The sequence below is a fragment of the Sphingobacterium sp. UBA7631 genome (assembly GCF_002483935.1).
Taxonomy (GTDB): domain Bacteria; phylum Bacteroidota; class Bacteroidia; order Sphingobacteriales; family Sphingobacteriaceae; genus Sphingobacterium; species Sphingobacterium multivorum.
This window is the reverse complement of the sequence record NZ_DLIX01000002.1, coordinates 21,888-48,720: the sequence shown is the minus strand read 5'-3', so window position 1 is coordinate 48,720 and position 26,833 is coordinate 21,888. Positions and strand designations below refer to the sequence as shown.

Below are 26,833 nucleotides of genomic sequence, written 5' to 3'. Positions count from 1 at the left end.
TACATATGACAATAATTAACAATTATGAAGAGTACAAAGCCTTTGAAGGAAAATCATTAGGCGAATCCCAATGGCATGTTATTGATCAAAAACAAATTAATCAATTTGCGGATGCAACCCTTGACCACCAATGGATTCATTTAGATAGTGAAAAGGCCAAAACTGATAGTCCTTTCAAATCGACTATTGCTCATGGCTATCTGACCTTGTCCCTCATTCCTTATTTATGGAAACAAATTGCTGAAGTAAGAAATGTCAAAATGGAAATCAATTATGGGATTGAAAACCTACGTTTTGCACAACCCGTTTTGGTTGACAATGCTGTACAGCTCCATACACAAGTAAAATCGGTTGTCAATTTGAGAGGGGTTGTCAAAGTTACCATCGAAGCTACATTGAAAATCAAAGATAGTGCAAAACCGGCGTACGTGGGTGATGTGATCTTCTTATATCATTTCAATTAATTCCAACCTTAGACTATAGGCCATTAGCGAATTCTTATACATGCGCAATAGCTTTCAAATAAAACTTGTTACAAATCATAAGGAATATCCTTATGATTTGTTGCTTTTAGCAGACGAAACCATTCATGCAATTGACAAATACCTCTATGAATCGCTAGTTTATGTTGTCTATGAAACGGTAAAACCGATCGCTGTTTTCTGTTTATATCCCGTCAATACGGATACATTAGAGATTAAAAACATTGCCGTATCACCAGCGTATCAAGGCATGGGGCTCGGAAGTCAACTACTTGATTTTATCAAGGAAAACTACCGGCAATACCCGAACCTGATTGTAGGTACTGCAGATTGTGGCCTGGCCCAAATTCGCTTTTATGAACGAAATGGCTTTGTTAAATACGCCATCCGTAAAGATTTTTTCATTGAAAATTATGAGCTGCCTATTTATGAAAATGGCCAGTTGTTGAAAGATATGATTATGCTGCGGTATACGTTAAATCCCTAGAGACAAAAATAGATATAGATGAGTACTGGTATTGATAATCCCAACCACAGCACTACCCCCTGAAGTATTGCTTTAAAACCTACTGCCAACAAGACCTCCCTCGACAAACTTGCTCCAATTAAAAACAACGTTAAGGTAAGCCCCATCTTTGAAATAGAAACGACATAGCCTCCTATATACTGAAAAAAAGGGATATAACTTGTTAAGATAACCGCCAATACAAAGAGACCAATAAAATACGGTATTTTAATTCTTGTCCCTTTGGTTTTGAATGCTACAGCACTCAAACAGGCAATTGGAATAATCCATAACGCTCTAGTCAATTTTACGGTTGTCGCAACCTGTAGTGCTTCATTACCGTACTTACTTGCCGCACCAACGACAGAACTGGTATCCTGTATGGCAACCGCACACCATAAACCAAATTGCGTCTGGCTGAGATCAAGCAAATGACCGACGACAGGAAATACAAATAAAGCAATGGCATTAAGTACAAATATGGTCCCTAAAGCCACACTTACTTGCTTTTCATTGGCTTTTATCGTCGGTGAAACCGCAGCAATGGCACTTCCTCCACAAATGGCAGTGCCGACAGAAATCAAATAAGCGGTCACCTTTTCCAATTTGAGTAACCTACCCAATAGATAGCCCAATGATAATGTTCCGAGAATAGAAATAACGGTTAACACAAACCCCTGCTTACCCGTTTGGATAGCTGTATCGATATTCATTCCAAATCCAAGTCCAACCACAGAAATCTGTAACAAAATCTGTGTTGCCCTGTGATTGACTGCCAGAAAGGGATGGCCAATCCATTGCGCTACAATAATACCCAAAAGTAAGGCAAGAGGGGCCGACACAAATGGGGTAAGACATAATACAAATAAGAGTATAAAAATGATTTCCCGAACGGAGACCTTTCGATTGAGCAGCTGCTTATAACGAATTGTCGTATTTATTTTTTTGTCCATGACAATGATGCATTGATTTGGCACAAAATTGAATAACTCTCAATTATTTTAAAAGACACAATTACAAATAAGTCATAACAATTGGTTATAACAGACAACTGCATTTTAACCAAAATAATTAAAGGATACGCTATTAAAATGAAAGAATCCTTCCCATTAGAACATTAAAATATTACGATAAATGATTATATTTCAACGAGGTTATTCATAGGAATTAAACTTGACTTAATAATTATATACCGATGACACTGACAGCCATTCATCCCAAACTACCCATGCGCAACAAAACCATCACAAAAGATTTTTATCTACATAAACTTGGATTTTCATTATGTGGAGCAGTCGATTACGAAGGTTACCTGATGCTAAAAAAAGACCATATTGAAATTCATTTTTTTGAATTCCAAGAACTTCCACCAGAAGAAAATTATGGTATGGTTTATATACGCACAGACGACATTGATTGTCTGTATCAGTCTTTTCAAGAAAATCACGTTGAGATTCACCCTAATGGCAAACTTGAGATTAAGCCCTGGGGTCAGCGGGAGTTTTCGATTTTAGATCCCGACAGCAATCTACTCACCTTTGGCGCCGATGCTTAAATAGCGAAAAGCCCACTAAAGATTGCTAAAAATCAGCAAAGATCCATAGTGGGCTTGGTATTGTTCGTATGGGTTCTTAGCCAAAAAGGTCTGAACTCAAATAGCGGTCACCTCGGTCACAGGCAATAAATACAATAAGGCCTTCGTCGATTTCATTTGCAATTTTAAGTGCTCCTGCAAAAGCTCCGCCGGTGCTCATTCCTGCAAAAACCCCTTCACGCTTAACAAGTTCCCGGGCAAGCGCTGTTGCCTCCTGTTGGGATATATCGATAACGCGATCTACCCTGCTTGGATCAAAAATCTTAGGCAGATAGGCTTCGGGCCAACGCCGTATGCCTGGTATGGAAGATTCAGGAGTGGGCTGACAGCCTACGATCTGAATGGCTGCATTTTTTTCCTTCAAATAGATGGAATTTCCCATAATTGTCCCCGTAGTCCCCATGGCGCTTACAAAATGTGTAATCTTCCCCGCAGTATCACGCCAGATTTCAGGTCCCGTTGTTTTGATATGTGCTTCGTAGTTATCTGGATTTGCAAATTGATTCAATATAAAATAGCCTTCTTTTTCGGCCTTTTCTTCTGCATAATCGCGACATATTTCCATGGATTCCAATAAAGTAACTTTCGCCCCGTAAGCCTCCATCGTAAGCGTTCGCTCCCGCGTTGAAGAAGCTGGCATCACAAGCTCGAGGTTAAGTCCATATATACCGGCGATCATAGCAAGTGCGATCCCCGTATTACCGCTCGTTGCCTCGATCAATTTACTATCTTTTGTAATATCGCCCCGCTCCATCGCCGAACGGATCATATTGAGTGCTGCACGATCTTTCACCGAGCCCGCAGGATTATTACCCTCCATTTTTGCAAAGATCCGCACCTTGGGATTTGTATGAAATTGTGTAATCTCGACTAAGGGTGTATTTCCTATGGTATCTATGATATTTCCCATGGTATCTATATTATTGGTTTTGAATCTATAAATTTTGATGTAGCCTGATGGTATACGGTGGTGTAAGGCTCGACAGAACTTGTCAACCAGACATTCCCGCCAATGACCGAATGATGGCCGATGTGTGTTTCGCCGCCCAGGATTGTGGCTCCAGAGTAGATAATAACATGATCGCCAATTGTCGGGTGGCGTTTTACATTGGAAAACACCTTATCCACACTCAGGGCCCCCAGGGTTACACCCTGATAAAGTTTCACATAATTACCGATGGTGCAGGTTTCGCCGATAACCAATCCGGTGCCATGGTCAATATGCAGATGATGGCCTATTGTTGCTCCAGGATGGATATCAATTCCCGTTTTGGAATGCGCATGTTCTGTCAATATGCGCGGTATCAAAGGAACACCCAGGCGATGTAGTTCGTTCGCCATCCGGAAAATACAGATCGCAAAGAAACCGGGATAAGTACGTACAACCTCTCTTTTATTCTGTGCTGCAGGATCGCCATCCATCAATGCATCTGCATCCCAGCACATCAATTCATAAAGTTGTGGAATCCGTTCAAAAAACTGGTGCGCTACTTCCGAGTGATTGCAGCTTTGACAAGCTTTGGATTTGCTCAGGAGCTGCTCAAGCTCCAATTCAAATTGTTCAAAAGCGAGCTTCACATCATCGACCGATTTCATCTCGCTAGAATTTCGTTCGGGGAAGAGCACATCCACAATTCGGATAGCCCAGCCGCAGATCTTCTTGTTAGAAGGCATTTCTAGAACAGCCAATTGCTGTTCATAGATATGTTGATAAAAATCATGCATCTTCACTAGTTTATTAAAACAAATATACTATACAATATTGATAGATTAAGCCTTATTATCAAAACTTAGCCCCATTGCCGATCATTGAGCTCATTTGATGAGCAGAGCATATCTTTTAGCTTAGCGAACCAAGCGTTCAAACAGCTCGTTCAATGTTGCTTCGGGATCCTCACATAATCCGGGGTGTGATGCCGAGCATTGAATCAGGGTACTCCGCTTCGCTGTGAGCCAACGAAACCGTTCAGTGATATCTAACTCGGCAAGTTTACCGGCATCTTTTTCGCCGTGGCAGATTCGCTGGAAGGAAGACAGATGATTTTCGATCAACTCCAACTCGATATTCGGGCAAAGAGCACGCACCTTTTGTTCATTGACCAGATAAACCATCTTCGCAAAACGATACTTACGACAATAAAGAGCTACGCCTACATTGATAAATTCCTCTCGCTCCACTCGTGGTATCAAACGTACCACAGCATACTCATATACGGTCTTTTCTGGCATCTTCTATTTGTTTTACAAAAATGGATGAATTGGCTACACGCTGTTTCAGGAAAGAAACATACACTTCGCGCGCATCGGCTGCGGAGAGCTCACGTTCGGCATCTTCCAGCCATTCATCGGGTACCACCGCCAATATTCCACGAAATACCGCTTCCGTAAAAACGGAACGATATTCCTGATCTATTTTCTCCACCATACTCGCATTTTTGAGCAGTACGTGATCTTTAATCTGAACAAATGGTTTTAGGGATTGTTCTTCCCAGTTATCCCAACTGTGATGAAAATATAAGGAAGCGCCGTGATCTATCAACCAAAGTTCTTTATGCCATATCAGCATATTTGTATTCCGAACGGTACGGTCAACATTCATCAAGAGAGAATCCAACCAGACAATTTTCGAAGCTTCCTCCGCGCCGATGGCATCAACATTCGCATCAAATGTGATGGCTCCACTCAGAAAATGAAGTCCCAGGTTTTTGCCTACACTAAATTTGAGCAGATCCTGAATTTCTTCATCGGGTTCTGTACGGCCAAAGGATTCGTCCAGCTCCGCAAATACAATTTCGGGAACCCTCAATTTTAGCAATCTTGCTAGCTCTCCACCGATCAGTTCTGCGATCAATGCTTTTCGTCCCTGACCTGCCCCTCTAAATTTTATAACATAACTAAAGCCGTCATCGGCATCGACTAATGCGGGCAAAGACCCTCCTTCCCGAAATGGCTGAACATATCGGATGATCTCTACATCTCTAATAACAGGTTGTTTAAAATCCATGAATTATATTTTTACGATCTTCAAAGTTGGCAATACCATGCAAACTGATCAAACTTATCTAAAGTTACCTATATTTAAACGTTTGCAGCTATAGGAAACGAGAAATTCACGTCATGTACTTGCACAATGCCGCTACTCTTTGTCCCTGCGAACTATTAAGTGTGGTAATATCCAAAATTATTGCTTATATTTTAGCAATAAAGCACAAATTGTACATTCATTTGACCGTTGGAAGTATTATTTTCTAATTATATTTGTAGTGTAATCACAACTTGTCTCATCAAGTTTCTTCAATCAACGATATGGATACCATTCAGGAATATAACAATGTTATCAAACATTGTCAGGATTTATTTATTAAAAAAACAAAAGATTATGGAACGGCCTGGCGGATTATGCGCCTATCTTCCATTACAGACCAGATTTACATTAAAGCACAACGTATACGCACGCTAGAAATCAAAAAGGTTTCCAAAGTTGGCGAAGGCATTGTCGACGAATATATCGGTATTATCAATTACTGTGTCATGGCCATGATTCAGATTGATTTGGGTGAAGATGGTGAAGAAAATCTGGATCCAACTTTTGTGAATCAGAAATATACCGAAAAGGTTACCGAGACCAGAGATCTCATGCTTGCCAAAAACCACGATTATGGTGAAGCATGGCGCGATATGCGTGTTTCTTCCATGACAGATCTGATCTTGATGAAAATTCACCGCGTTAAACAAATTGAAGATAATGATGGGCAAACCCTTGTTTCTGAAGGCATCCATGCCAACTATCAAGATATGCTCAACTACGCAGTTTTTGCATTAATTAAATTAGGAATTGCACAACAATAATCGGATTATGACAGCCACACAGCAGCGTACCAAAACAAATTATCTTTTAGGATTTTGCCGGATTTTTACGGGACTTTTGTTCATATTCTCCGGTTTTATTAAAGCAAATGACCCGACAGGGTTTGGCTATAAGCTTCAGGAATACTTTGAGGTCTTTCATCTCACAGCTTTTAATGAATACGCCACTGCCATGGCCGTGGTGATATGTGGTTTTGAAATTTTGTTAGGCGCACTTTTATTACTTGGGGTTTATGCAAATACCGTTGCCTGGGGCCTGCTGCTGCTGATCCTGTTTTTCACCTTTCTAACCTTCTATTCGGCATTTTTTGAGGTCGTGACCTCATGTGGTTGTTTTGGCGATGCCATCCCACTCACACCTTGGCAATCATTTTCTAAAGATCTGGTGCTCTTGGCCTTGATCCTTATTATATTTTTTAACCGAAAACAATTACGATCAATTATCAAAGGATCAGGCAATCAATTCGTTGCTACTTTGATTACAGCGATCATCTCCTTAGGTATTGGTGTTTACACCGTAAACTACCTCCCCTTTATTGATTTCTTACCCTACAAAGTTGGCAACAACTTACCTTCATTAATGGTATTACCTGAAGGCAAACAAGGCGATGTCTTTGAGCAAATCTATACCATGAAAAACAAAAAGACGGGCGAAACCAAAAAGGTCAATGACAAAGTCTATATGGCTGACAAGCTATGGGAAGATGAATCATGGGAAATTATAGGTGAGCCTGAGAGTAGATTAGTAAAAAAAGGATATGACATCCCTATTCCTGATCTCTTAATTACAGACGCTGATGGTGCAGATCATACACAGGAAATCATTGCCAACCCGTATTATAACCTTGTGATCGTTGCAAAAGATCTTTCTTCGACCAATATTGATGCTATCCAAAAGATCAATCAGACAGCCATTCAGTTAACAAAAGATTATAATGGACTGCGCGTTGTTCTATTGACTGCTTCTGCATCCAAAGACGCGCAATATCTGAGTGATAAAATGCAATTAATTGCGGAGATATTCTATGCCGATCTCATTCCTCTGAAAAGCATGGTGAGAGCAAATCCTGGTGTACTGCTCCTAAAAGGAGGCAACGTCGTCGGAAAATGGCACTATAATAATTTTCCGGATGCCAAAACCATTGAAGATAAATTTCTAAGTAAAGACAAATAGTACCTATGCCTAAACCTATATTTTTGATTGGTTATATGGGAAGTGGAAAAACTACCCTGGGTAAGAAACTTGCCACCAAACTCGAGCTCCCTTTCATCGACACTGATGAGGAAATCGTCAAACAAATTGGCATGAGCATTACCGAATATTTTAGTCAGCATGGTGAAGACGCCTTCCGGACATTAGAACGCGAGCAATTGCGTAAATTTGCGGAGAATGCTGCCGTAATATCTACGGGTGGTGGCGCCCCCTGTTTCTTTGATAACATGGAATGGATCAAGGCGAATGGTTATGCCGTCTACTTACAGATGTCGCCCAAAGCACTTTTTGACCGTCTTTCTCAATCTAAATTACACAAACGGCCCATTCTGATCGGAAAATCACCGGAGGAACTACGGCTATTTATTGAAGAAAAGTTGATCGAAAGAGAACCTTATTATACACAGGCACATTTGACGATTGACCAATTAAACACGAGTGTCGAGACACTGGCCGATTTGATTAATCAGTACAATAGATAGACAATGAATATACGTACCCCCCACTACTTCCTTTTATTGATCTGCTTTATCGTAAGCAGTTGCTTTCGTAATGGAGCCAATACGGATGGCTTGCCGGTGGGTAAACGTATACAGCTCCAAAATGTGGAGGAATTATATCAGTTTTTGACCTATGATGATAATCGTTATCCATTGGTCAGTTTGCATCGTGGGGGCCCCGCATCCGGATACCCGGAGAATGCAATCGAAACTTTTTCCTATAACGCGAGCTTACAGCCAGCCCTTGTTGAATGTGATGTTCGTATCAGTAAAGACTCGGCATTAATATTAATGCATGATAATACGCTAAACCGAACAACCACAGGTAGAGGGACTGTGAACGCCAGCACATTGGCTGAGCTCAAAAGTCTTCGTCTATTGGACAATAACAAAAAGATAACGCCCTATAGGATCCCTACGCTGGAAGAAGCACTTGCTTGGGGAAAAGGAAAGGTAATCTTCACCTTAGACATTAAAAATGATGTCCCTTATGAAGCCGTTATCAACGCTATTCGCAAACAAAGGGCAGAATCCAGCGTAGTCATCATCACGTATAGTGCCAACCAAGCGGCCAAAGTGCACAGTCTGGCGAGCGACATCATGATTTCGGCTTCGGTCAATAACATTGAGGACCTTGCTCGTCTAAATGAAAAAGATATACCCGACAATCGCTTGTTAGCTTTCGTCGGAACACGTGAAGCAGATCCAGCATTAACCAAAATACTACATGACCATGGCATCATGTGCATATTGGGTACACTGGGGAACTTGGACAAACAGGCCGACAAAAAAGGCTTTCAAGTTTATGCTGGGTTTATTGATCGCGGCGCAGACATATTAAGTACAGATCGACCTACGGAAGCAGGGCGAGCGCTGAATTTCTACATCAAGAAAAGAGGAATTACTTCGAAATTTATTCAGTAAGACTGATACCATCATTTTTCCACCTCAAATCACTACAGAAATCATTTCGCCATCAAATATCGCACTTGAAACTGCATCGCATCATGAGCTTAGGCTGCCTTTCAGCTAATCGCTGTTAGTGTAAATTTCAAATCCTAATCTTATATTAAGATTTATCAGATTTTCTTTGAACTGAAATTCTCCGGATCAATTTATAAACCTCAAACCATAAAACGGATACTGCAGCCACGGACAGCGCTATTCCCAATTCATATCCACTTAGGGCTGTTACAGCAAAAAATTGGGCAACCGGAGCAACATATAATATCACCGCTAAAAATAGAAGCACAGCGATCGAAATTCCAACGAGCAGCAAGTTTCGGTTTTTAAAACTCTCCAGGATACTATAATGGAAAGATCGATTGGCATAACTCAGTAAAATATTGGCAAAGATTAAAGTAGCAAAAACCATAGCCCTTGTTTTTTCCTCGGTTCCCCCCTGCTGAACAGCAAATTGATAAACAAAAAGAATTCCTATGGTGATTATCAGGCCTTGAACAATGCTGATTCCAAGCTCATTTATACTCAAAAAAGTGTCGCTCATAGCTCTAGGAGGCCGCTTCATGGTATCCTTTTCAATAGGTTCATTTTCATATACGATCGAGCAAGTAGGCCCCATGACCAATTCGAGGAAAATCACATGCACAGGGCTAAAAATCTGCGGAAATACCCAGCCTAAAAACAAAGGGAGTGATACGGTCAAAATAATGGGGATATGAATAGAAATGATGTATTGAACCGCCTTCTTGATGTTTGCGTAAATCCTTCTTCCGGCGGCTATACCGATTATTAACTTTTGTAAATCGTCGTTTGTGATAATCAATGCCGCGGCTGATTTTGCAATTTCAGTACCTTTATTGCCCATTGCCACGCCGATATGGGCTGCTTTTAATGCTGGGCCATCGTTCACCCCATCGCCAAGCATCGCCACGACCTCGCCTTTCTTTTTCAGGGCATTTACAATGGCCAGTTTAGCATCCGGAAACATTCTGGTAAATAGCGTTGTTTGCTCTGCTATCGCCATAATTTCAGCTTCGGACTTGTTTACGATTTCACTGCCATTGACCGGCGCAGACAAAATACGAATTCCGGCCTGAGCTGCTATTGCTTGAGTCGTATCGGCATTGTCGCCGGTAATCACATTGACTTTAATCCCCGCATCATAAATATCTTGAAACACGTCCTGAATACCCTTTTTGGGCGGATCATAAAATACCGTGAACCCTAAAAATTGGAACTCAAATTCCTGTTGATTCGCAGGGAAATTATTGCCTTCGAATGTCGCTTTCCCCACACCTAATAAGCGAAAACCCTGCGCTCCATAGGATTTAACAATAGCCCTAATTTTATTTTTCTCCTTATCGGACAGCTTGGATACGCTAAGTATAGCCTCCGGCGCCCCTTTGGCAGCAATAATCCGATCTTTTCCTGTATTTTCGAAAAGATGGGTCATCATCGGCGGTTTACCCTCTAAAGGATATTCATGAAATAGTACATATTCCTTTCTGAGGTCCCGCTTTTGCGTTTTTTCATATATTTTATGTAACGTAATTTCCATGGGGTCGAAGGGCACAGGCTCACTGCTCCACATCGCATAATCGATAAGCTCTCTTAAATCGGATTCATCAAACCTTTCCTGATCATAAGATGAATCCGTAGCATAATTATAGAGGTATTTCAATTGCATGGAATTCTCTGTAATAGTCCCGGTCTTATCGGTACAAATCACCGTCGTACTGCCCAAAGTCTCAACAATACTGCTTCTTTTGATGATAATCCCCTCACGCATGAGCTTCCATGCGCCAAGCGCCATAAAAGTCGTAAATGCAACAGGAATCTCTTCTGGCAACACAGACATCGCCAACGTAAGTCCATTGAGCAAGCTCGCCACCAAATTACCACTATCAATAAAACTGTATATACATACGAATAAAAAAATGAGTATACCGACAATGGCCATTGCTTTTACAAACTTTTGGATTTGCACCTGCAATGGCGAAATTTCTTCTTTGATATTCTTTATCGATTCACCGATTTTCCCAACACGTGTCTCTTTACCGATTTCAGTAACTTCAAACACGGCCAGGCCCGAGACCGTAACTGTCCCACTGTAGACCAGATTATCCTCGGACTTACTGTCCTTAAAGACCGAAAAACTTTCCCCTGTCAGCGAAGATTCATTGACAGAAAAATCGTTACTATGTAAAATACGACCATCGGCGTTTATAATTCGACCTTCCTCTGTAATACAGAGATCGCCCACAACAATCTCATGTGTAGGAATTTCACTAACCTTCCCATTTCGAATCACAGTGCTTAATGGTTCATTCAGCTTTTCAAGTTCCTCCAGGGCTTTTTTGCTACGATTGTCCTGATAAAAGGAAATTGCCGTAACGGCAACAATAGCGACAAACATAAATACGGCCTCTCCGTAATTCCCCACAAAAACATAAATCATCGAGATGATAATCAATAGAATCAGCATAGGCTCCTTCAAAATATCCACAAGCAGTTCAAACCATGTATTCTTGTGGCTATCGCTCAATTGATTCCAACCATATTTAGCTCGGGAGGCATGCACCTCAGTTGCGGAAAGACCTTTCAGATTCTCGGGAATATTATATGACATATCGAATGAACTAGGTTGATTAAATATAATGAATAATTCTGGTATACAGGGATTAAAACATCTGTCAGCTATCGTCTCCCTTATCCGTAACATCATGTTACAATCTTTAATTTTCAGCCTTTACTTTTTGTAAAAAAGGAAGGATACAAAACTCATCAACAACAGATTAGCATAAAATTTACCTTCTACTGCTTTTCTTTTATTGAATATTTCTATTACAATCCTATATTTGCGCAGAAATTCACTTGGGGACATTGAATTTCATATTAGCCGAAAGCAATTTTGCGATCATTTTCCAATAATACCAGGACAGCTTCTTGCTATTGAAGTCCTTCTTTGCTACCTATGTTTTCAGACCATGTAAAACACAAACAGAAGCTGAAAACTAAACATATATTGTAAAATATTCTGTACCTATCGTCAGGATATGGAATAGGATCTAAACTTGTTGTGGCCTCCATAGTAGTATATTAATAATAAAAATAAGATGGTCATCTTAATTGCAGAAGATAATGAGTTGATATTACGGACAGTTCAATACAAACTGATCAAGGCAGGTCATGAGGTTATCACTACCACCAATGGAAAAGATGCAATTGAAAAGCTCAATACAATGGATCTCGATTTGATCATTACCGACATTATGATGCCGTTTGCTTCAGGAATAGAAGTACTTTCTTCCATAAAAAAGCTCGAGAAAAAAATCCCCGTCATTGTACTTTCCAACATGGGACAAGAAGAAGTCGTCATTGAAGCTTTTGATCTTGGCGCTTCAGATTTTATGGTGAAGCCGTTTAGCCCGGAAGAACTCCTATTACGGGTCAATCGAGTGACAAGCTACAATCGCAACTAAATCCTTCCCGGATAGCTGGCTCTAAAGGGCAGGGTAGCTGTCTTTATTGAAACACCGTTTCAAGTGACTAAATCCATTTCTTCAATAATTTAAAAACCTTGTTCTTTTTAGCATAGGGTGGATAAATCAACGTAGAAACTGAAAATTTAGACTGAAACATGACAGCTCTTTCATGTGAAAATGCCTTAAAGCCAAACTGCCCATGACAGCTGCCCAAGCCACTGCCATTGACACCACCAAAAGGCAAATGAGGGTTGGAAACATGAATCAAAACGTCATTCACACAAGCACCTCCAGAGGACACCTGTTGGAGGATATATTGAATATTGGACTTGTTATTGCTAAATATATACAAAGCCAAAGGCTTTTCAGCACGATTAATCAGTGCTAGAGCCTCTTCTTGGTCTTCATAGGTTATTATGGGAAGTATGGGGCCAAATATTTCTTCCTGCATAATGCTGTTGTCGGCCCTCACATCGATCAACAATGCAGGGCTTAATGTCAGATCATCGGCTAATTGTCCGCCTTCGCGCAGTTTTGCCCCACATGCTATTGCATTGGTGATTAATGAAACAAGACGACTAGCGTGCCTTTGATTAATGATCTTCGCGTAAACTGTTCGATCCAGCTGCCCATCACCGGTGAAAAACATACTTTTAACCGCCTTTAGATAATAGTTTACAAACTCATCCTGCTTATCTTTAGGCAAAAGAACATAATCTGGCGCAATGCAGGTCTGCCCCGCATTGATCAATTTTCCCCAAGCAACTTTGTGGGCAGTCATTTCCAAATCTGCAGTCTCATCTAGTATAACGGGAGATTTTCCACCAAGTTCCAGGGTCACGGAACTGAGATTGCGGGAGGCAGCCTGCATAACCAGTTTGCCCACCGCCGGACTCCCGGTGAAGAAAATATGATCAAAAGGAAGCGCTAATAGTGCTTCGGAAACATGCTGTTCACCTTCAATACAGGCCAATTCCCGTTGGTCAAATCCTTTGGTCAAGATCTCCCCAATAACTGCCGATATGAATGGGCTATGTTCTGAGGGCTTTAAAATCACACAATTACCCGCTGCAATAGCTGAAATCAAGGGGCTCATGGTGAGCTGAAATGGGTAGTTCCAAGGCGATATAATAAGCGCCGTACCCTTAGGCTGGTAGGTAATTGTGCTTTTAGCAAGAAAATTGGTCATTGAGCGACCAACCTTTCTAGGCTTCATCCATTTTCGTAAATGTCGTATTGCAAATGCTATTTCACCGTAAATAAACAATACTTCGCTTATGGCGGCTTCACTTCGTGACTTCCGTAAATCTTTTTCGAGCGCCGCATAGATTAAATCCTCATGACTTTCAATAAGCGCCCTTAGCTTGTAGAGTTTCTTTATCCGTTCCTCTGCACTGCTAGACCGTAATTCATATTTAAAAAGCTGCTGCTGTTCAAATATTAAACCGATCTGATCGGTTGATGTCTCTTTGTTCATACCAATTGAAGATCAATATTATTATTTTTTTGACGGCATATTATCGATCCATTGACGAATCAGATCCACACCTTCTTGATGTATTATACTTCTGGCCAACTCCGGCATAGCTGTACCCGGTTCCACACTATTCATCCGATAAAGCAGGATAGAATGCTTGGCATCTCCTGGAACCACATCAAAATCCAAGCCACCTGCTCCACCTCCAGCTGAAACAGGAGCTTTACCAATACCAAGGTGTGAAGGAATTTTCACATCATAATCCAGGAAAAGCCCTGTATTATAAGCGTCTCCCCCTTTGGTGTGGCAATGCGCACAGTTCACATCTAAATAGGCTCTTGCCCGTTGTTCCAAACTGAATTTGTTTTCATCAGTCCATACGGGCAATTGCGGTACACTCTTTAGATTGGGCATATTGACCATCCGACCAAGAGAAACCCATTTGGCGAGTTGATTGATCGAATCGCCTAATCGCACAAAATTGAGGTTTCGGGCTTTTGGACCTATGGGCATCAGCTTGGAGCTATTGTTATGGCAGCGTTTGCAATCGTTGGTATTGGGTACCATGTAGTTTGTCGTATGCTTGTTGCCAGCATGATCGATCAATGTAATCGGTAGTTTAGCACCACGAATGTGTTTCATCGCATCATTCTGCGCATCATTCCACAGATAATTCATCACTTTCCAGGCATGATCAGCTGGATCCTTCACCAGTAAGCGCGTCTCTATCAATACTTTTTGCTTTTGTTCATTGATGTAGGAGAAATTCTTTATAATAATTGTTGAGTCGGGAAAATCTAACGGACCATGTTCTGTATAGCCCATTTTCCCCCCTTTTGGCAATACAATAAAGCGGTCTTTAACGGCATAATCAGAAAATAGAGGTGTACTCAGATCGTAGCCCAAGATATCGGCTCTTGCGATTAATTGATTTAGTTTTCCAGTAAAAAAGCCGTATTCGGAAAGTCGTTCTTTAAATTCAAAAGAAACAACCCCATGGTCTGATGATTTCTTTTGTCCCTGCCGACAGCTCTGTTGCAGCACTAGCAGGATCACGCTCAATATTCCGGTACAGACGAGGGCAAATTTTGTTGGTTTCACGGTTAATTGCATTGAAAAGGTTGTACATTACTTGAGGGTTTCCACTTCGCTGGTTGACCTGCGTGACTAAAATCTGCGGCTACAAACATATTCTCACCCGGCTGATTGATACAGATGGAATCTGGGTTTTGAGTGCGACCATTCGTGATCACATTACTGGTGATACCATCATACAATATGGCTGGAATTCGCTTATTTTTTCGATCCGGCTCAACGCTATTTAACTGGGCTTCGGTAGCAATAATCAATTGACCGATACGATGCTCATATGCTGCTTGCGGGAATTTATCCCCCATCTTAATGGTGTTTCTATAAATTTTAACATGTGTGGGTATTGGAGAGTAATTTGCATTGATTCGTTCTCCAGCTTTTTCATCGACTGCAAAGCCTGAAGCGATCGTAATCGCAGAGGTATTGTTTTGTTCGATAACGTTATCGTAAATTTCGATATTTGATGTCGAGAGAATAATGATACCACTTCCCGGTGATGCATTCCCTACCCCCCAGAAAGTTCCGAAGCTCCCACCTTTGGCAAAATTTTTAAAATTATTAGCATAGATTTTATTGTGATACGCCTTTACTCTTCCACCCCGCTGTGAAAGTTCAGGCAGATCAAAAATCAGAAATCCGGCTGTATTTCCATAGAATTCATTATCATAAACTTCAGCATCTGTTGTATTTTCAATTTCACATCCAGCCACATTTTTCGTTGCCTTGCATTTACGCACAATAACACCTTTTGTCTGTCCCACATAAATACCGGCATCTGAAGCCCCTTCGGCATAACAATTCTCGACAAGCACATTCTTACAGAGCACAGGATAAATCCCATATCCACCACTCGTAGAATCGGCCGAGCTCCATATACTATGAAGGTTTGAAATGACAACGTCTTGACTATTGTTTATCTTCAACAGATCTCCTTTTGAATCACGAATGGTCATATTCCCAATCGTTAAACCTTTCACATCGGTAACCCGTATTCCCTCTCCCCCCTGTGTTTGACTGGAAAAATCAATAATTGTCTTATCATAGCCCTCACCTTCAATTTTAATATGATTTACTTGTGCGATACTCAAATTATCGAAGGAGTATTTCCCGGCTTTTAGCACGATGTTGGTGCTATCTTTAATGGAGAGGAAAGCTTCCTCAATAGCCTCTTCCTGTCCAGGAGTAAACGTTAGGACTTTGTAACTGTCTTTCGATTGGTCGGCACAACTGTACATCAAGAGAGCTGTGACCGCAATACCGATCAATTGTTTTAAATATCTTTTCATGGTCTGATTTATTTAATTTTGATTAGAAAATATTATAAGCATAAGTGACATAATATACTGCACCTATACGTGGATTAGCAATACCTGTAGAATAGTATTTGTTTGTAATATTGGTTCCGCCAATGCGAATTCCGGAACGAGCCTTAACAAACTTATAGCTCACTTGTGCATCGATCACCGCCGAGCTTGGCACTTGGCCTGCGGCAAGCCCCCCAGACACGACATAATAGTAGCCCGGTTTATAGCGTAAGGAAGTACTAAACGACCAAACTTGTTTTTTTCCAAAGCCACTATTCGCGAATTCAAAATTAAAGTGATAGTGTGGTGTATTGAAGTTGTTAATTTGACTATTGTTTTTATTTTTTAGGTAGTCAGAATAATAATTGGCCTTGGTTACAAAATTCCGACCTAGATCCAAACTAAGACTCGCGGCGTATCCATAGGTATTTACGGTCTCTCCGCCATTAAAGGCGATATTATACTGCACATAGGTTGCATGATCTTTAAACGCATTGTAATCATTGCTTCCAGGAGTATTAGCAACATTGGCATAGCCAATAAAATTCTTCCAAGTTGAAAAATAGCCTAACACATCGATCATCACCCGCTTACCCAACATAGCTGCATAACCCAGTTCGAAAGCATTAACCGACTGCGGTTTAATATCATCAAATTTAAATTTCTGAAGTACAGTTGGATCGTTCGATTGCTGAAACTTCTGCACGCTTTCCAAGGTATAAGGAGGATAGCGGTCAAACTGATAATTATCGATCAACAGCAGCGATGAACCACCGGAGGAATAGCTATTATAACCATTTAAGGTATTTTGTAAAGCTTGTATATTGGAGGGGAAACTATACGCATTCTGATAAGAAAGGCGTAAATAATATGAAACAGATCAAACACCAGTGATGCCCGTGAAGTTAATTTTGGTTGAGCAAACAACGTATTCTTATCGTAACGGAATGAGGTAGCAATATTCAAGCGATCGTCCAATACTTTTTTGGCGAGTTGCAGGTATGCACTGTACTCTTTTACATGAATTGGCTTATCCTTATCTGGGAATAATGTATTTTTTGAATTTAGATTGTACAAACGCCAATTGACACCTGCAATCACCTGCATAAATTTCACGAGATCTGAAAAATTATATTGTGCTTCGGCATTGTATAATTTGCTGCGGTCCAAGAACAGCGTTCCGCCCTGCGATATTGGTGTATTGCTGATACTGTCTTTCAGTCTATTGAACAGTGGTGTTCCGAGTTCTGCACGTCCTTGGTCGGCTAGCGTGCGCGCTGCTAAATGAGCGTCTGTGAGTGAAGTACCCGAAGCAAGTGCGTTTAAGAGACCAGCAGTATACTCAGGATACCAGCCACCTGTTCCTCCGTCGTAACTTGTTTTCCAAGATTCATTGATATATTGTGCTGTCGGCCCTGCAACCAGTGTTCTCCCTGAATTTTCCTGGGTTGTGTACGTTCTGAAAAACCATTTATCCCCACGAAGTTCCAGCCGATATTGCCCAACTTTAAATCCTTTCAGCTGATAACGCGTATCGTTGGTATACACAATATTGCCTGTACCAAAAGTGGCTGAAGCTATGGCTTCAATATTTGTGGAAACCTTGTCACGGAATTCACCATTGATTTTAAAGAGCTTGGCTCTATTATCGAGATAGCCATATTCAGGATATCCAGTCCGGGCAACATAATTCGGATTTTTCAGTAAGGGTTCGATTAAGGGGGCCAATTCCGGATTTCCCTGCAGTGCACCTTCCAAAAAGGGATTGATATCGGTCGAAGTCGCTCCGCCATACAGGTTAACCCCATTATAGTTTGGATCTGTCAGCGCTGTCCCCGGACCATTTTTGTTGGTTTCATCGTTGGCTACCCAATCTTTTGCCTGTGTATACTGGCCATTGAGCTTGAAAGCAATTTTATTCCCCATTTGTTTTGCGTAGCGGATAGCCCAATCATAGTAAGGTGACGTAGGCACCGGATCATTGTTTTTTTTAGGATTAATATGGTTTACACCTTGAGTTACCAGTACACTTAATCCTTGATATTTAAACGGATTTTTGCCTGTGGCCACCATCGTACCATTCAATCCTCTTGAACCATACAGGGCCGAAGATGCTCCAGACAGCACCTCTATATTATCGACATCAAGCTGGGTTAGCCCGATGACTGGCCCGAGCGGAAAATTCAGACCGGGCGGCTGATTATCCATCCCGTCTACGATCTGCGTAAAGTTGGTATTCCCACTGGTATTAAATCCCCGCGTTGTAACACTGGTAAAACCAATACTGGATACGGTAACATCGACTCCCCTCAAACCTTGAAGCATATCCATGTAATTTAATTGTGCAGCATTACGAATGTCTTTGCTGCTCATTTGCTCAATTGTTACTGGAGCGGATAGTTTACTCTGTACGGTTCTACTTGCAGAAACAACAACCTCCTGCCCCAAAATGGGGGACAAATTCAACGAAATACGCAAAGGCGATGACAGGTTATTCACCAAAACTTCTTTCGATTCATATCCAATAGCGGAAATATAGAGCGTAATGGGTAGTGGTTTGTTTGTTTTCAGCTGAAAACGCCCTCGATCATCTGTAAAAGTACCTTCCTTTCCGTCTTTTACGTGGATCGAAACGGCATAGGCCGGCTCGGATGTCGAGCTATTACTGACCTGCCCATTGATGATCTGTTGTGCAGACAAGCTAAATGGCACACAGATACAGAGAATCTGGATTAATAAGGCAATTTTTTCATGTTTATATTGGTTAGCGTATTATTATCGCTTCAATGCTTCACCTTACCCACCATGATTCTCCTAAATGGACAATCGAGAATTAGATTCTAAGTCCCCTAAAAATTAGGCCGACTAGAAATTTGGTATCCCGAAGACTTTGTGCATAGTCAATTTCGACCTGCCGCTTCAGTATTGCCTGTTGTTCTGTACTATGTTTTAATGCATTAGCAAAATTTATAAGTACAGAAGCTATATTTTCAGGATCTGTTAGATCCAATTTTTCATGTGCAATGGCTTGCGTAAGAAGCTTCGTAAGAAAAGCTTTCTCTTGCACCATCATGGCATCATATAGTTCAAAAAAACGAGGTAAAATCTTATCAAGTGATTCGACAGACACCCTGTTCATATTGAGCACATTGGTATAATAGTTCAATCTCGATTCTAAATAAAAAGAAATCTGATTCTCCACGCCCTTCTTTTTCAATGTACTTTTTTGTAATGTATCGATAAAAGATTGTCCCTCTCGTATGGCTACTTCAATAAAAATATCCTCTTTGTTCTTGTAATAATAATAAAGAGACGTTTTGTTCAATCCCACAGTTTTAGCAATGTCTTCCAAGGTTGTTTTTTCCAATCCATAACGCTCGAAACATTCCATGGCCGCCTGTCCAATTCTTTCTTTGACCTGTTCCTTTTTGTTCATCTAAAATATATTATGATGCAAAACCAACACTGTTAAAAGTCAGCCACATACAGACTTAACATGTTACTCCAAACATAGATAAATTGATTTTTAAATAAAAGAAGTATGCGATCTTATTCAGATAATTCGCTATAAAACTGTCTTTACTGTCAATTTTTAAAGGTTCAGTCTTCTTTTCATCAACATATCTCTCGTTTTTAGGTTTCGAGAGCATAAGATGGTAATTAAATTAACCCAACTGTTAATTTAGCTAATGTACGCTGTAAGAGTCCGATTAGACTGAGAAATTATCCTACTATATTCAACTAACCGACTCTTTCCAATGTATATTGGAAGATTCTGCTATAAATACAAAATATTACCACACATCACGATTTGATGCCTTAAGGCTTTCCCGAGCGTAATTCGCTACTTCATCATTTTCGTCTCCGGTTTTTAAACGTACCTGCAGATTTTCTAGCCAGTCGGCTAATGCATCTAAAGCCGTTTCACCGTTTCCGAAAATGCCTTGATGCGGATCGGGCCCCAGTAAACACCAATACGATGTTTCTTCTTTAAAAACAACAGGACGTAGCTCACGAATTTCAAAAGGTAATTCTTCTGAATCAAAATCCAGTGGTACAATTTTATCTTCAGGTATTTTCATCTGTTCCATAACCCATTTCTATTTTTTTTAAATCTTCCTCTGGCCAGGTAAGCAGCTCCTTCAACAAATATATTTTTGGTCCTCCATCTGCTGTATCATCAGCAAACTGTTGTAGAAATTCCTGTAGATTACCTTCAACTTTAATTAATTTTCCATCCTGAAGAACATCATATCCCGCTGCAATCCATTCTTCAATCTTTTCGGTATTGATTTGTAGTTTCTCCATTTTCCGTATTTTGTAGCATCTTACATGCTGTCTTATAACATCTAATAATAGTTCATCGATAAAAAATAGTCCAGCGCACTAATTATACCTTAAAAAAACAGACTTTCTGTGATTAGAACACACGCTAGCAAAAACGGTTGGCTTTATTTTTAGATGATGCACAAAAAAAGACATTAAAAAAGAAGCAGTTACAGATCATTTATTGTTTATCAAAACATTAAAAAAATCTTTGGCAAACTATTTGTTTGAACAGCGAAAGTTTTCTAATCGAAAACGCACAACTAATATTTTTTTAAATTATCATGAAAAAAGTAATTCTACCTTTTCTAACACTTTTTACGCTACTATTTGCTGCTCATCAGCAAGCAAACGCACAAACTCCCTATCGGACAGCCATTGGTCTTGGAATAGACGTCGGCGATGGTCAAACGCTATTCGGTCCACAGATAAAACACAATTTTGGCGGAAATGACGCCGGAAATGCACAAGTATTATTTGGAGACAATATTACTGTTATCGGTGTGGATTATTCATACAATAAACGTATTCCTGGATCTCGAGGTCTTTCATGGTACATTGGTGTTGGTCCACAAGTTTCATTTATTGATTATGGTAAATGGCACGACGACTGGTATGACGACTACCACTGGAAAGATGGGAAAACACATACTGACTTTGCGATCCGTCCAGCCTTGGGTCTAGAGTTCAAAATACCTTCGGCACCATTAGCCATGCATTTCGACTGGAAACCTTGGTGGAATCTTTCTCATGGTTCTAATTTCGAACCATCGCGTTTTTCTTTAGGATTTAAATTCGTTTTGAAATAGTATAACGCGGATACAAATAACAAAAATCCTGCTCATCGTTCGTATGGCAGGATTTTTTGTTTCACAACTGCAATTTCACCATTTCATGAATGATTAGATTAGCCTAGAAATCAGTATAATACTATCCCTCAACCTGATATTCGATCGGTTGTCCGGTAGCAATCTCCCGTTCCAATATTTGTTCCGGAGAAAGATGTTCCAAAAACATAATCAGTGCCCTAAGGCTATTGCCATGCGCAACAACAAGTACATTTTTGCCTTCTTTCAGTTTAGGTGCTATAAAATGTTCATAATATGGAATAACACGTTCGTATGTATCTTTAAGACTTTCCCCTCCTGGTGGCGGAACATCAAAAGACCTACGCCAGATATGCACTTGTCCGGCACCATATTTTTTGGCCGTTTCAGCCTTATTCAAGCCCTCAAGTTGTCCGTAACCACGTTCATTCAAAGCAGCATTTATAACAATGGGGACGGAAGGATTGCCCATTTCATGTAAAATAATCTTTAATGTATGCTGTGCTCTCATAAGCGCTGAAGTATAAGCTATATCAATTCGTTCATTTGCCAAAGCCTTTCCCGCCTGCCGAGCTTCCTGTTGTCCCAATTCGGTAATATCAATATCTTGCCAACCCGTAAAGCGATTTTCCAAATTCCATTGCGATTGTCCATGCCGTACTAAAAAAAGTTTTGCCATTATTTATCCTAAGTTTTTTTAAAACTGTCGCCCACCACAGGGCCAACGCCATATATAATAACGATACATTCCATTTTGTTTTATTTATACTTTGAATGCTTTTCTAACCGTGTAAACTAAGTATCAAACTACTGCTATAGGCTACCACAGATTCTTTAGCTGAAAAAATACAAGCACATATTCGCCCTCATATTTGTATATACTTACCGTTTGTATATGCGAATTGACAACTAATTGTACGGCAAAATTATCCTCACCCTTAAAACAAATAATTTAAACAACTATAAATCAACAAAATAAATTAATATAAATTATTTAACACTTTTTAATTCTACACAATGTAGAATATATTCTATATTTGTAGTATGAATAAATTATCAGCTACGGAAGAACAATTGATGGGCTACATTTGGGACATGAAAAAAGCTTTTATGAAAGATCTTATGGAAGCGTATTCTGAACCTAAACCGGCGCCAACAACTGTTGCTACATTATTGAAGAGAATGACTGAAAAGGGGGCGATATCTTATGTGCTTTATGGAAATTCGAGGGAGTATTATCCACTAATCGATAAAGACAACTATTACTTAGCACATGTAAATGATATTGTAGAAACCTACTTCGACAATTCAGCATTAAAATTTGCTTCTTTTTTCACTAAACAATCTCAGCTGAGCAAAGAGCAATTGGAGGAACTGAAAAATATAATTGATTCCGAAATTAAAAATAAAGAGACATGATGCTATATATTGGAAAACTGATAGCCTGTTCGGGTTTACTGTATCTCATTTATTGGTCAGTACTACGCAACCAGAAGTCGTTGCTATTCAACCGCTGTTATTTACTTGGGATTATCCCTTTATCTGTCATCATTCCAATGATCCAAATCGCTGTCCCATATGATGTTTTCAGCTTATTGAATGACAGAGACAGCGATGCAATCCCGGTCGGACCGATTATTACACAGCCCGCAACGGATTCAGCACTCTTCAATAATGATTATGTCGATTGGTACAACCTCGCTCTGCTAGTTTATGTAATTGTCGCCATTGCATTACTCTTGAAACAGATTTGGTTGTACCGCAAATTCCTGTATTATATCCGAAGTGCCACACCGACTCATGAACAGTCTATTTATTGCATACGTGGTTTAAAAACACCTTTTTCTTTTTTTCAAAAAATTTATGTTCCCAAAGAGGCCTATCAACAGGGCGATATTGATCAGTCAATTCTAACGCACGAACGGGCCCATGCCAATCAACGCCATTCAATGGATGTACTTTTTATACAGCTCTTGGCTATATTTTTTTGGTTCAATCCCTTTATTTATCTCATTCAAAAATCGATCCGACAAACACATGAATACCTTGCAGATGATGCAGTAGTCAAGATTCATGAAAAGTTAAGATACCAACATTTAATTATCGAGTGGAGCATGTCCACCCCTGATATAAACACATTACCGGCCAGTAATTTTAATTTCTTAACAACAAAAAAACGATTAATTATGTTACAAAAAAGAACAACCCGAAGTAAACTCTTGTTAATGCCTGGGCTTACTTTGTTACTGACAGTAGCGATATCCACGTTGTTTTCAACACATGTGGAGGCACAGAAAACAACGCCGACTACGCCAAAAAAAGCCGCGACAGCCAACACTGCAATAACACCGCCTGCATCACGGCAATCGGAGGCTCCTAAAACTAGTGGAAGAATTCCTAAATCACCAACAAAAGAGATGGCTCCACCAATAAAATCCCAGCAGAGGTCTTCTTCTCAACAGGAAGGTAATGTACGTTTCCCGGAACCTCGGAAAAAACCTGCCCCACCTCAAAATTCCCCAAAAATAATCGATGAGGTACATGTGGAGCGAATCAAATTTGCGGAGCCTCGAAAAGAGTCTACACCATCAAAAAGAGTTTCACCGATAGCCGAAGAAGTGCAAGTAGCCCCTAAAATTGAGGAAGTATGGGTCGAAGATATTCAACCGCGTCAACCAAAGCGGATCAATCTTTCTGCCAATGCCAATGTCAGTTCAAATCAAGATCAAAAAGACATTCAAGTTAAGGAGGAAAAGCCTATACGGATTTCCCTAAAAGTGAAACCCGAAGTGGAAGTAAATACAGTGAATAAAAAATAGCGAACGGAATTTTTCGAAATGCAATAAGAGGAATACAATTCCTCTTATTGTGATATATCCACTTCTCTCGACTACACACCTATAAACCAACATGTTGTTTAGATTATTCAGAATCTAATCCAGCAACTCTTCTTATGGATAGTGATATCCATCTAAAATCAAGTTAAAAACAAAAATCACCATTTTCCAAAATGTATATGGATTGGATCGTAGTAAAAAAAACGACAAATTCCACCATGATTTATTTTTAAAGCAATCGTTTGCGTAAAAAAATTGTATAAAAACCAAATAACAAATCGGTAACATTGTAGAAGAGTACCAATAGTATACCAACAATATACTTGAAGTATACTTGTAGTATTCATCTGCTATCATTAAGATAAGACTACTGCTATACGGTACGATATCCAATTATTAAATTCCGATCAGGAGGAATTTGGTTATAAATACAAGTTTAAATTATGGAGGCATGTAAAAATGATGAGTTGGCGTTACTGCACGCTCTTAAGTCAAGCAATCATAAGGCATTTGAGGTGCTCTACTACCGCTATAGCCCTAGACTTTACCGTCATATACTGAACTTAGTCAAAGTACCTACCTGTGCAGAAGAAATTCTTCAGGATGTATTTCAGAAATTATGGGAGAGGCGCGGTGGCATAGACCCTGAAAAGTCCTTTCAGTCTTATCTGTTCACTATTGCTAAACACCTCGTGTATGATTTCTTTCACAAGGAGATCAAAAATCGAAATCTAAAAGAATTGATTATTTCCATTTCAACATCAGACTATTCCCACATTGAAGAGGAATATGCATACAAAGAATCTAAAAAAATTGTCAATCAAGCTATTGAAAACTTATCTCCAAAACGCAAACTCATTTATACCTTATGCAAAATTGAAGGGAAAAGCTATGAGGAGGTCAGTAGCTCCTTAGGTATCTCTACTTCTACGATCAGTGATCATATCGTGAAGGCTACAAAACAGATTCAGAGTTTCTGTTTGAGCAAGGAAATTACACCGTCCCTGTTAATTGCTCTTATCAGTGCCGTGTTAAATCAAAAATAAAACACTCCCTGTTTTTATAGACAAACAGATCACCTCCATCAGTATTCAAACAGCCCATTTTAAAGCCTTTTAATTTTTTTACTTTTTTTTTAAAATCAGAGCAGAGGACAGGCTCCTATTTTCCGTATTATCTATAAATAGCCAATCAGTGAAAGATTCAAAACATATAAAATTATTATTTGAAAGATATCTCAATAACCGCGCTTCAAGAGAAGAGACGGCGGAGCTATTTCAATATTTTCAGGATACGAATAACAAGCAGGCGCTTGAACAGATGATCGAGAACCAACTTGAATCTCAAGATAAAGAAGAACTTATAGACAAGATGATTTTAGACCGTGTTTTTAGTAAAATTGATCTTGACGTCGAACCACAAAAAATCAAAAGCCCTACATGGTATAAGATTACAGGTGCTGCAGCTGCTATAATACTGGTTATCTCTATCTCTTATTTATTTCTTAACCGCAGCACATACAATGATCATACAGCTACTATCATCGAACCTGGTCGCGATAAAGCAACACTTGTGCTTTCTTCCGGTAAAACGATCGTACTGGAGGATGTTGCTAATGGAAAATTAACTGAAGAGCTCGGCACAACAATTGAAAAAACAGAAAAAGGCGAAATTAATTATACGGTTGAGGGAAATACCGATGTACGCGTCGCCATGAATCTTTTGAATGTACCAAAGGGCGGACAATTTCAGATAACCCTTTCTGATGGCACAAAAGTTTGGTTAAACTCAAATTCCAGCCTCAAATATCCAAGCGCATTTTCAGCCTCTGAACGCCGGGTAGAACTAACGGGTGAAGCCTACTTTGAAGTCTCAAAAAATAAACAAAAACCATTTATTGTCGAAACTTCACTTCAAAAGGTCGAAGTTTTAGGGACTAAATTCAATATCAATGCCTACGATGACGAATCTTCCACACAGACATCCCTTGCAGAAGGATCCGTAAGAGTGAGTTGCAAAAACAATACAACCTTACTAAAACCAGGCCAACAATCTACTTTAACAGATCAAAATATCGCAGTAAGATCAGTAAACCTGGATCAAGTATTAGATTGGAAAAATGGTGATTTCAATTTTTCGAATAATAACTTAAAGGAAATCATGCGTAAAATTTCGCGCTGGTATAACATTGAAGTAATTTTTGAAGGTCCTATTTCACAGGAAACCTACTTCGCTCAAATTTCTAGAAAAAAACGATTAAACGATGTACTAAGAGCACTTCAGCTTTCCGGTTCCATCAAGTATAGTATACGAAACAATAAACTGTACATATCGCAATAAACTATAACACACATTAATAAC

General features: G+C 39.8%; 28 protein-coding genes. 13 read left to right on the top strand and 15 right to left on the bottom strand.

Annotation, left to right across the window (positions count from 1 at the left end; translation table 11 throughout):
- Nucleotides 1-5: 5 nt before the first annotated feature.
- Nucleotides 6-464: a MaoC family dehydratase gene (locus tag B3P16_RS00510; protein WP_046673910.1), complete on the top strand. Its 459-nt coding sequence runs from the start codon at nucleotides 6-8 to the stop codon at nucleotides 462-464.
- Nucleotides 465-504: 40 nt separating this feature from the next.
- Nucleotides 505-969: a GNAT family N-acetyltransferase gene (locus B3P16_RS00505; protein WP_046673909.1), complete on the top strand. Its 465-nt coding sequence runs from the start codon at nucleotides 505-507 to the stop codon at nucleotides 967-969.
- On the opposite strand, the gene B3P16_RS00500 is transcribed toward B3P16_RS00505, so the two are convergent.
- A complete protein-coding gene (locus tag B3P16_RS00500; protein WP_046673908.1) occupies nucleotides 966-1,940 on the bottom strand; it encodes a YeiH family protein in 975 nt (324 codons plus the stop codon). The two genes, B3P16_RS00505 and B3P16_RS00500, sit on opposite strands and share 4 nt — an antisense overlap.
- Before the next feature lie 242 nt (nucleotides 1,941-2,182).
- Here B3P16_RS00500 and B3P16_RS00495 point away from each other — a divergent pair, with 242 nt between their 5' ends.
- Complete coding sequence (locus B3P16_RS00495; RefSeq protein ID WP_046673907.1) at nucleotides 2,183-2,542, top strand: bleomycin resistance protein; 360 nt, start codon at nucleotides 2,183-2,185, stop codon at nucleotides 2,540-2,542.
- Nucleotides 2,543-2,618: 76 nt separating this feature from the next.
- On the opposite strand, the gene cysM is transcribed toward B3P16_RS00495, so the two are convergent.
- From cysM to B3P16_RS00475, 4 genes are all read right to left on the bottom strand, one after another.
- Nucleotides 2,619-3,491 (bottom strand): cysteine synthase CysM, encoded by an 873-nt coding sequence (gene cysM / locus B3P16_RS00490; RefSeq protein WP_046673906.1) that lies wholly within the window; start codon nucleotides 3,489-3,491, stop codon nucleotides 2,619-2,621.
- Nucleotides 3,492-3,496: 5 nt separating this feature from the next.
- Nucleotides 3,497-4,306 (bottom strand): serine O-acetyltransferase, encoded by an 810-nt coding sequence (locus B3P16_RS00485; RefSeq protein ID WP_046673905.1) that lies wholly within the window; start codon nucleotides 4,304-4,306, stop codon nucleotides 3,497-3,499.
- Nucleotides 4,307-4,426: 120 nt separating this feature from the next.
- The gene (locus tag B3P16_RS00480) at nucleotides 4,427-4,810 is read right to left on the bottom strand and encodes a DUF3037 domain-containing protein (protein ID WP_046673904.1); all 384 of its coding nucleotides are present in this window, start codon (nucleotides 4,808-4,810) and stop codon (nucleotides 4,427-4,429) included.
- Complete coding sequence (locus B3P16_RS00475; RefSeq protein ID WP_046673903.1) at nucleotides 4,788-5,585, bottom strand: HipA family kinase; 798 nt, start codon at nucleotides 5,583-5,585, stop codon at nucleotides 4,788-4,790. Before B3P16_RS00475 ends, B3P16_RS00480 begins: the two co-directional genes overlap by 23 nt.
- Nucleotides 5,586-5,887: 302 nt before the next feature.
- Here B3P16_RS00475 and B3P16_RS00470 point away from each other — a divergent pair, with 302 nt between their 5' ends.
- The 4 genes from B3P16_RS00470 to B3P16_RS00455 are packed head-to-tail and all read left to right on the top strand — an operon-like array spanning nucleotide 5,888 to nucleotide 9,085.
- Nucleotides 5,888-6,430: a DUF1599 domain-containing protein gene (locus tag B3P16_RS00470; RefSeq protein WP_046673902.1), complete on the top strand. Its 543-nt coding sequence runs from the start codon at nucleotides 5,888-5,890 to the stop codon at nucleotides 6,428-6,430.
- A 7-nt stretch (nucleotides 6,431-6,437) separates the two neighbouring features.
- Nucleotides 6,438-7,622 carry a BT_3928 family protein gene (locus B3P16_RS00465; RefSeq protein WP_046673901.1) on the top strand — a complete coding sequence of 395 codons (1,185 nt, stop codon included), beginning with the start codon at nucleotides 6,438-6,440 and terminating at the stop codon, nucleotides 7,620-7,622.
- Nucleotides 7,623-7,627: 5 nt separating this feature from the next.
- Nucleotides 7,628-8,143 carry a shikimate kinase gene (locus B3P16_RS00460; protein WP_046673900.1) on the top strand — a complete coding sequence of 172 codons (516 nt, stop codon included), beginning with the start codon at nucleotides 7,628-7,630 and terminating at the stop codon, nucleotides 8,141-8,143.
- Nucleotides 8,144-8,146: 3 nt separating this feature from the next.
- Nucleotides 8,147-9,085 carry a glycerophosphodiester phosphodiesterase family protein gene (locus tag B3P16_RS00455; RefSeq protein ID WP_286840881.1) on the top strand — a complete coding sequence of 313 codons (939 nt, stop codon included), beginning with the start codon at nucleotides 8,147-8,149 and terminating at the stop codon, nucleotides 9,083-9,085.
- A gap of 145 nt (nucleotides 9,086-9,230) precedes the next feature.
- Here B3P16_RS00455 and B3P16_RS00450 read toward each other — a convergent pair whose 3' ends face one another.
- Entirely contained in the window at nucleotides 9,231-11,753 is a 2,523-nt protein-coding gene (locus B3P16_RS00450; protein ID WP_286840880.1) for a cation-translocating P-type ATPase, read from the bottom strand.
- A gap of 487 nt (nucleotides 11,754-12,240) precedes the next feature.
- Here B3P16_RS00450 and B3P16_RS00445 point away from each other — a divergent pair, with 487 nt between their 5' ends.
- Entirely contained in the window at nucleotides 12,241-12,606 is a 366-nt protein-coding gene (locus tag B3P16_RS00445; protein WP_286752397.1) for a response regulator transcription factor, read from the top strand.
- A gap of 67 nt (nucleotides 12,607-12,673) precedes the next feature.
- Here B3P16_RS00445 and B3P16_RS00440 read toward each other — a convergent pair whose 3' ends face one another.
- The 8 genes from B3P16_RS00440 to B3P16_RS00405 form a co-directional block, all read right to left on the bottom strand.
- Entirely contained in the window at nucleotides 12,674-14,086 is a 1,413-nt protein-coding gene (locus tag B3P16_RS00440; RefSeq protein ID WP_286840878.1) for an aldehyde dehydrogenase family protein, read from the bottom strand.
- Nucleotides 14,087-14,107: 21 nt separating this feature from the next.
- Nucleotides 14,108-15,199 carry an SO2930 family diheme c-type cytochrome gene (locus tag B3P16_RS00435; protein ID WP_286840876.1) on the bottom strand — a complete coding sequence of 364 codons (1,092 nt, stop codon included), beginning with the start codon at nucleotides 15,197-15,199 and terminating at the stop codon, nucleotides 14,108-14,110.
- The gene (locus B3P16_RS00430) at nucleotides 15,190-16,464 is read right to left on the bottom strand and encodes a parallel beta-helix domain-containing protein (RefSeq protein ID WP_286752394.1); all 1,275 of its coding nucleotides are present in this window, start codon (nucleotides 16,462-16,464) and stop codon (nucleotides 15,190-15,192) included. The genes B3P16_RS00435 and B3P16_RS00430 overlap by 10 nt, the downstream gene beginning before the upstream one ends.
- Before the next feature lie 22 nt (nucleotides 16,465-16,486).
- Nucleotides 16,487-17,239, bottom strand: a complete 753-nt coding sequence (locus B3P16_RS00425; protein WP_286840874.1) for a hypothetical protein — start codon at nucleotides 17,237-17,239, stop codon at nucleotides 16,487-16,489.
- 41 nt (nucleotides 17,240-17,280) lie between these two features.
- A complete protein-coding gene (locus tag B3P16_RS00420; protein WP_286840872.1) occupies nucleotides 17,281-19,194 on the bottom strand; it encodes a carboxypeptidase-like regulatory domain-containing protein in 1,914 nt (637 codons plus the stop codon).
- A gap of 121 nt (nucleotides 19,195-19,315) precedes the next feature.
- On the bottom strand, nucleotides 19,316-19,918 hold the full coding sequence (locus B3P16_RS00415; protein ID WP_046673894.1) for a TetR/AcrR family transcriptional regulator: 603 nt from the start codon (nucleotides 19,916-19,918) through the stop codon (nucleotides 19,316-19,318).
- Nucleotides 19,919-20,276: 358 nt separating this feature from the next.
- A complete protein-coding gene (locus B3P16_RS00410; protein ID WP_112373707.1) occupies nucleotides 20,277-20,573 on the bottom strand; it encodes a hypothetical protein in 297 nt (98 codons plus the stop codon).
- Nucleotides 20,551-20,790, bottom strand: coding sequence for a hypothetical protein (locus tag B3P16_RS00405; RefSeq protein ID WP_201639695.1), 240 nt, complete (start codon nucleotides 20,788-20,790; stop codon nucleotides 20,551-20,553). Before B3P16_RS00405 ends, B3P16_RS00410 begins: the two co-directional genes overlap by 23 nt.
- A 302-nt stretch (nucleotides 20,791-21,092) precedes the next feature.
- Between B3P16_RS00405 and B3P16_RS00400 the strand changes: the two genes are divergently transcribed.
- A complete protein-coding gene (locus B3P16_RS00400; protein ID WP_046671657.1) occupies nucleotides 21,093-21,617 on the top strand; it encodes a hypothetical protein in 525 nt (174 codons plus the stop codon).
- A 121-nt stretch (nucleotides 21,618-21,738) separates the two neighbouring features.
- Here B3P16_RS00400 and B3P16_RS00395 read toward each other — a convergent pair whose 3' ends face one another.
- The gene (locus tag B3P16_RS00395; protein ID WP_201639696.1) at nucleotides 21,739-22,314 is read right to left on the bottom strand and encodes a 2,3-bisphosphoglycerate-dependent phosphoglycerate mutase; all 576 of its coding nucleotides are present in this window, start codon (nucleotides 22,312-22,314) and stop codon (nucleotides 21,739-21,741) included.
- A gap of 365 nt (nucleotides 22,315-22,679) precedes the next feature.
- Between B3P16_RS00395 and B3P16_RS00390 the strand changes: the two genes are divergently transcribed.
- The 4 genes from B3P16_RS00390 to B3P16_RS00375 all read left to right on the top strand — a co-directional run bounded on the left by B3P16_RS00390 (nucleotide 22,680) and on the right by B3P16_RS00375 (nucleotide 26,812).
- A complete protein-coding gene (locus B3P16_RS00390; RefSeq protein WP_112373710.1) occupies nucleotides 22,680-23,054 on the top strand; it encodes a BlaI/MecI/CopY family transcriptional regulator in 375 nt (124 codons plus the stop codon).
- Nucleotides 23,051-24,454: a M56 family metallopeptidase gene (locus B3P16_RS00385; RefSeq protein WP_112373711.1), complete on the top strand. Its 1,404-nt coding sequence runs from the start codon at nucleotides 23,051-23,053 to the stop codon at nucleotides 24,452-24,454. Before B3P16_RS00390 ends, B3P16_RS00385 begins: the two co-directional genes overlap by 4 nt.
- Nucleotides 24,455-24,915: 461 nt before the next feature.
- On the top strand, nucleotides 24,916-25,518 hold the full coding sequence (locus B3P16_RS00380) for an RNA polymerase sigma factor (RefSeq protein WP_201639698.1): 603 nt from the start codon (nucleotides 24,916-24,918) through the stop codon (nucleotides 25,516-25,518).
- Between the two features lie 148 nt (nucleotides 25,519-25,666).
- Entirely contained in the window at nucleotides 25,667-26,812 is a 1,146-nt protein-coding gene (locus B3P16_RS00375) for a FecR family protein (protein WP_286774821.1), read from the top strand.
- The last annotated feature ends 21 nt before the right edge of the window (nucleotides 26,813-26,833 follow it).

Bases quoted from the DNA above. Each gene is read 5' to 3' on its own strand.
- B3P16_RS00465 (WP_046673901.1), top strand. From the start codon at position 6,438: ATGACAGCCACACAGCAGCGTACCAAAACAAATTATCTTTTAGGATTT.
- B3P16_RS00475 (WP_046673903.1), bottom strand. From the start codon at position 5,585: ATGGATTTTAAACAACCTGTTATTAGAGATGTAGAGATCATCCGATAT.
- B3P16_RS00510 (WP_046673910.1), top strand. From the start codon at position 6: ATGACAATAATTAACAATTATGAAGAGTACAAAGCCTTTGAAGGAAAA.
- B3P16_RS00470 (WP_046673902.1), top strand. From the start codon at position 5,888: ATGGATACCATTCAGGAATATAACAATGTTATCAAACATTGTCAGGAT.
- B3P16_RS00485 (WP_046673905.1), bottom strand. From the start codon at position 4,306: ATGCATGATTTTTATCAACATATCTATGAACAGCAATTGGCTGTTCTA.
- B3P16_RS00450 (WP_286840880.1), bottom strand. From the start codon at position 11,753: ATGTCATATAATATTCCCGAGAATCTGAAAGGTCTTTCCGCAACTGAG.
- cysM (WP_046673906.1), bottom strand. From the start codon at position 3,491: ATGGGAAATATCATAGATACCATAGGAAATACACCCTTAGTCGAGATT.
- B3P16_RS00495 (WP_046673907.1), top strand. From the start codon at position 2,183: ATGACACTGACAGCCATTCATCCCAAACTACCCATGCGCAACAAAACC.
- B3P16_RS00390 (WP_112373710.1), top strand. From the start codon at position 22,680: ATGAATAAATTATCAGCTACGGAAGAACAATTGATGGGCTACATTTGG.
- B3P16_RS00445 (WP_286752397.1), top strand. From the start codon at position 12,241: ATGGTCATCTTAATTGCAGAAGATAATGAGTTGATATTACGGACAGTT.
- B3P16_RS00400 (WP_046671657.1), top strand. From the start codon at position 21,093: ATGAAAAAAGTAATTCTACCTTTTCTAACACTTTTTACGCTACTATTT.
- B3P16_RS00455 (WP_286840881.1), top strand. From the start codon at position 8,147: ATGAATATACGTACCCCCCACTACTTCCTTTTATTGATCTGCTTTATC.
- B3P16_RS00415 (WP_046673894.1), bottom strand. From the start codon at position 19,918: ATGAACAAAAAGGAACAGGTCAAAGAAAGAATTGGACAGGCGGCCATG.
- B3P16_RS00505 (WP_046673909.1), top strand. From the start codon at position 505: ATGCGCAATAGCTTTCAAATAAAACTTGTTACAAATCATAAGGAATAT.
- B3P16_RS00385 (WP_112373711.1), top strand. From the start codon at position 23,051: ATGATGCTATATATTGGAAAACTGATAGCCTGTTCGGGTTTACTGTAT.
- B3P16_RS00460 (WP_046673900.1), top strand. From the start codon at position 7,628: ATGCCTAAACCTATATTTTTGATTGGTTATATGGGAAGTGGAAAAACT.
- B3P16_RS00405 (WP_201639695.1), bottom strand. From the start codon at position 20,790: ATGGAGAAACTACAAATCAATACCGAAAAGATTGAAGAATGGATTGCA.
- B3P16_RS00480 (WP_046673904.1), bottom strand. From the start codon at position 4,810: ATGCCAGAAAAGACCGTATATGAGTATGCTGTGGTACGTTTGATACCA.
- B3P16_RS00410 (WP_112373707.1), bottom strand. From the start codon at position 20,573: ATGGAACAGATGAAAATACCTGAAGATAAAATTGTACCACTGGATTTT.
- B3P16_RS00435 (WP_286840876.1), bottom strand. From the start codon at position 15,199: ATGCAATTAACCGTGAAACCAACAAAATTTGCCCTCGTCTGTACCGGA.
- B3P16_RS00395 (WP_201639696.1), bottom strand. From the start codon at position 22,314: ATGGCAAAACTTTTTTTAGTACGGCATGGACAATCGCAATGGAATTTG.
- B3P16_RS00380 (WP_201639698.1), top strand. From the start codon at position 24,916: ATGGAGGCATGTAAAAATGATGAGTTGGCGTTACTGCACGCTCTTAAG.
- B3P16_RS00440 (WP_286840878.1), bottom strand. From the start codon at position 14,086: ATGAACAAAGAGACATCAACCGATCAGATCGGTTTAATATTTGAACAG.
- B3P16_RS00430 (WP_286752394.1), bottom strand. From the start codon at position 16,464: ATGAAAAGATATTTAAAACAATTGATCGGTATTGCGGTCACAGCTCTC.
- B3P16_RS00500 (WP_046673908.1), bottom strand. From the start codon at position 1,940: ATGGACAAAAAAATAAATACGACAATTCGTTATAAGCAGCTGCTCAAT.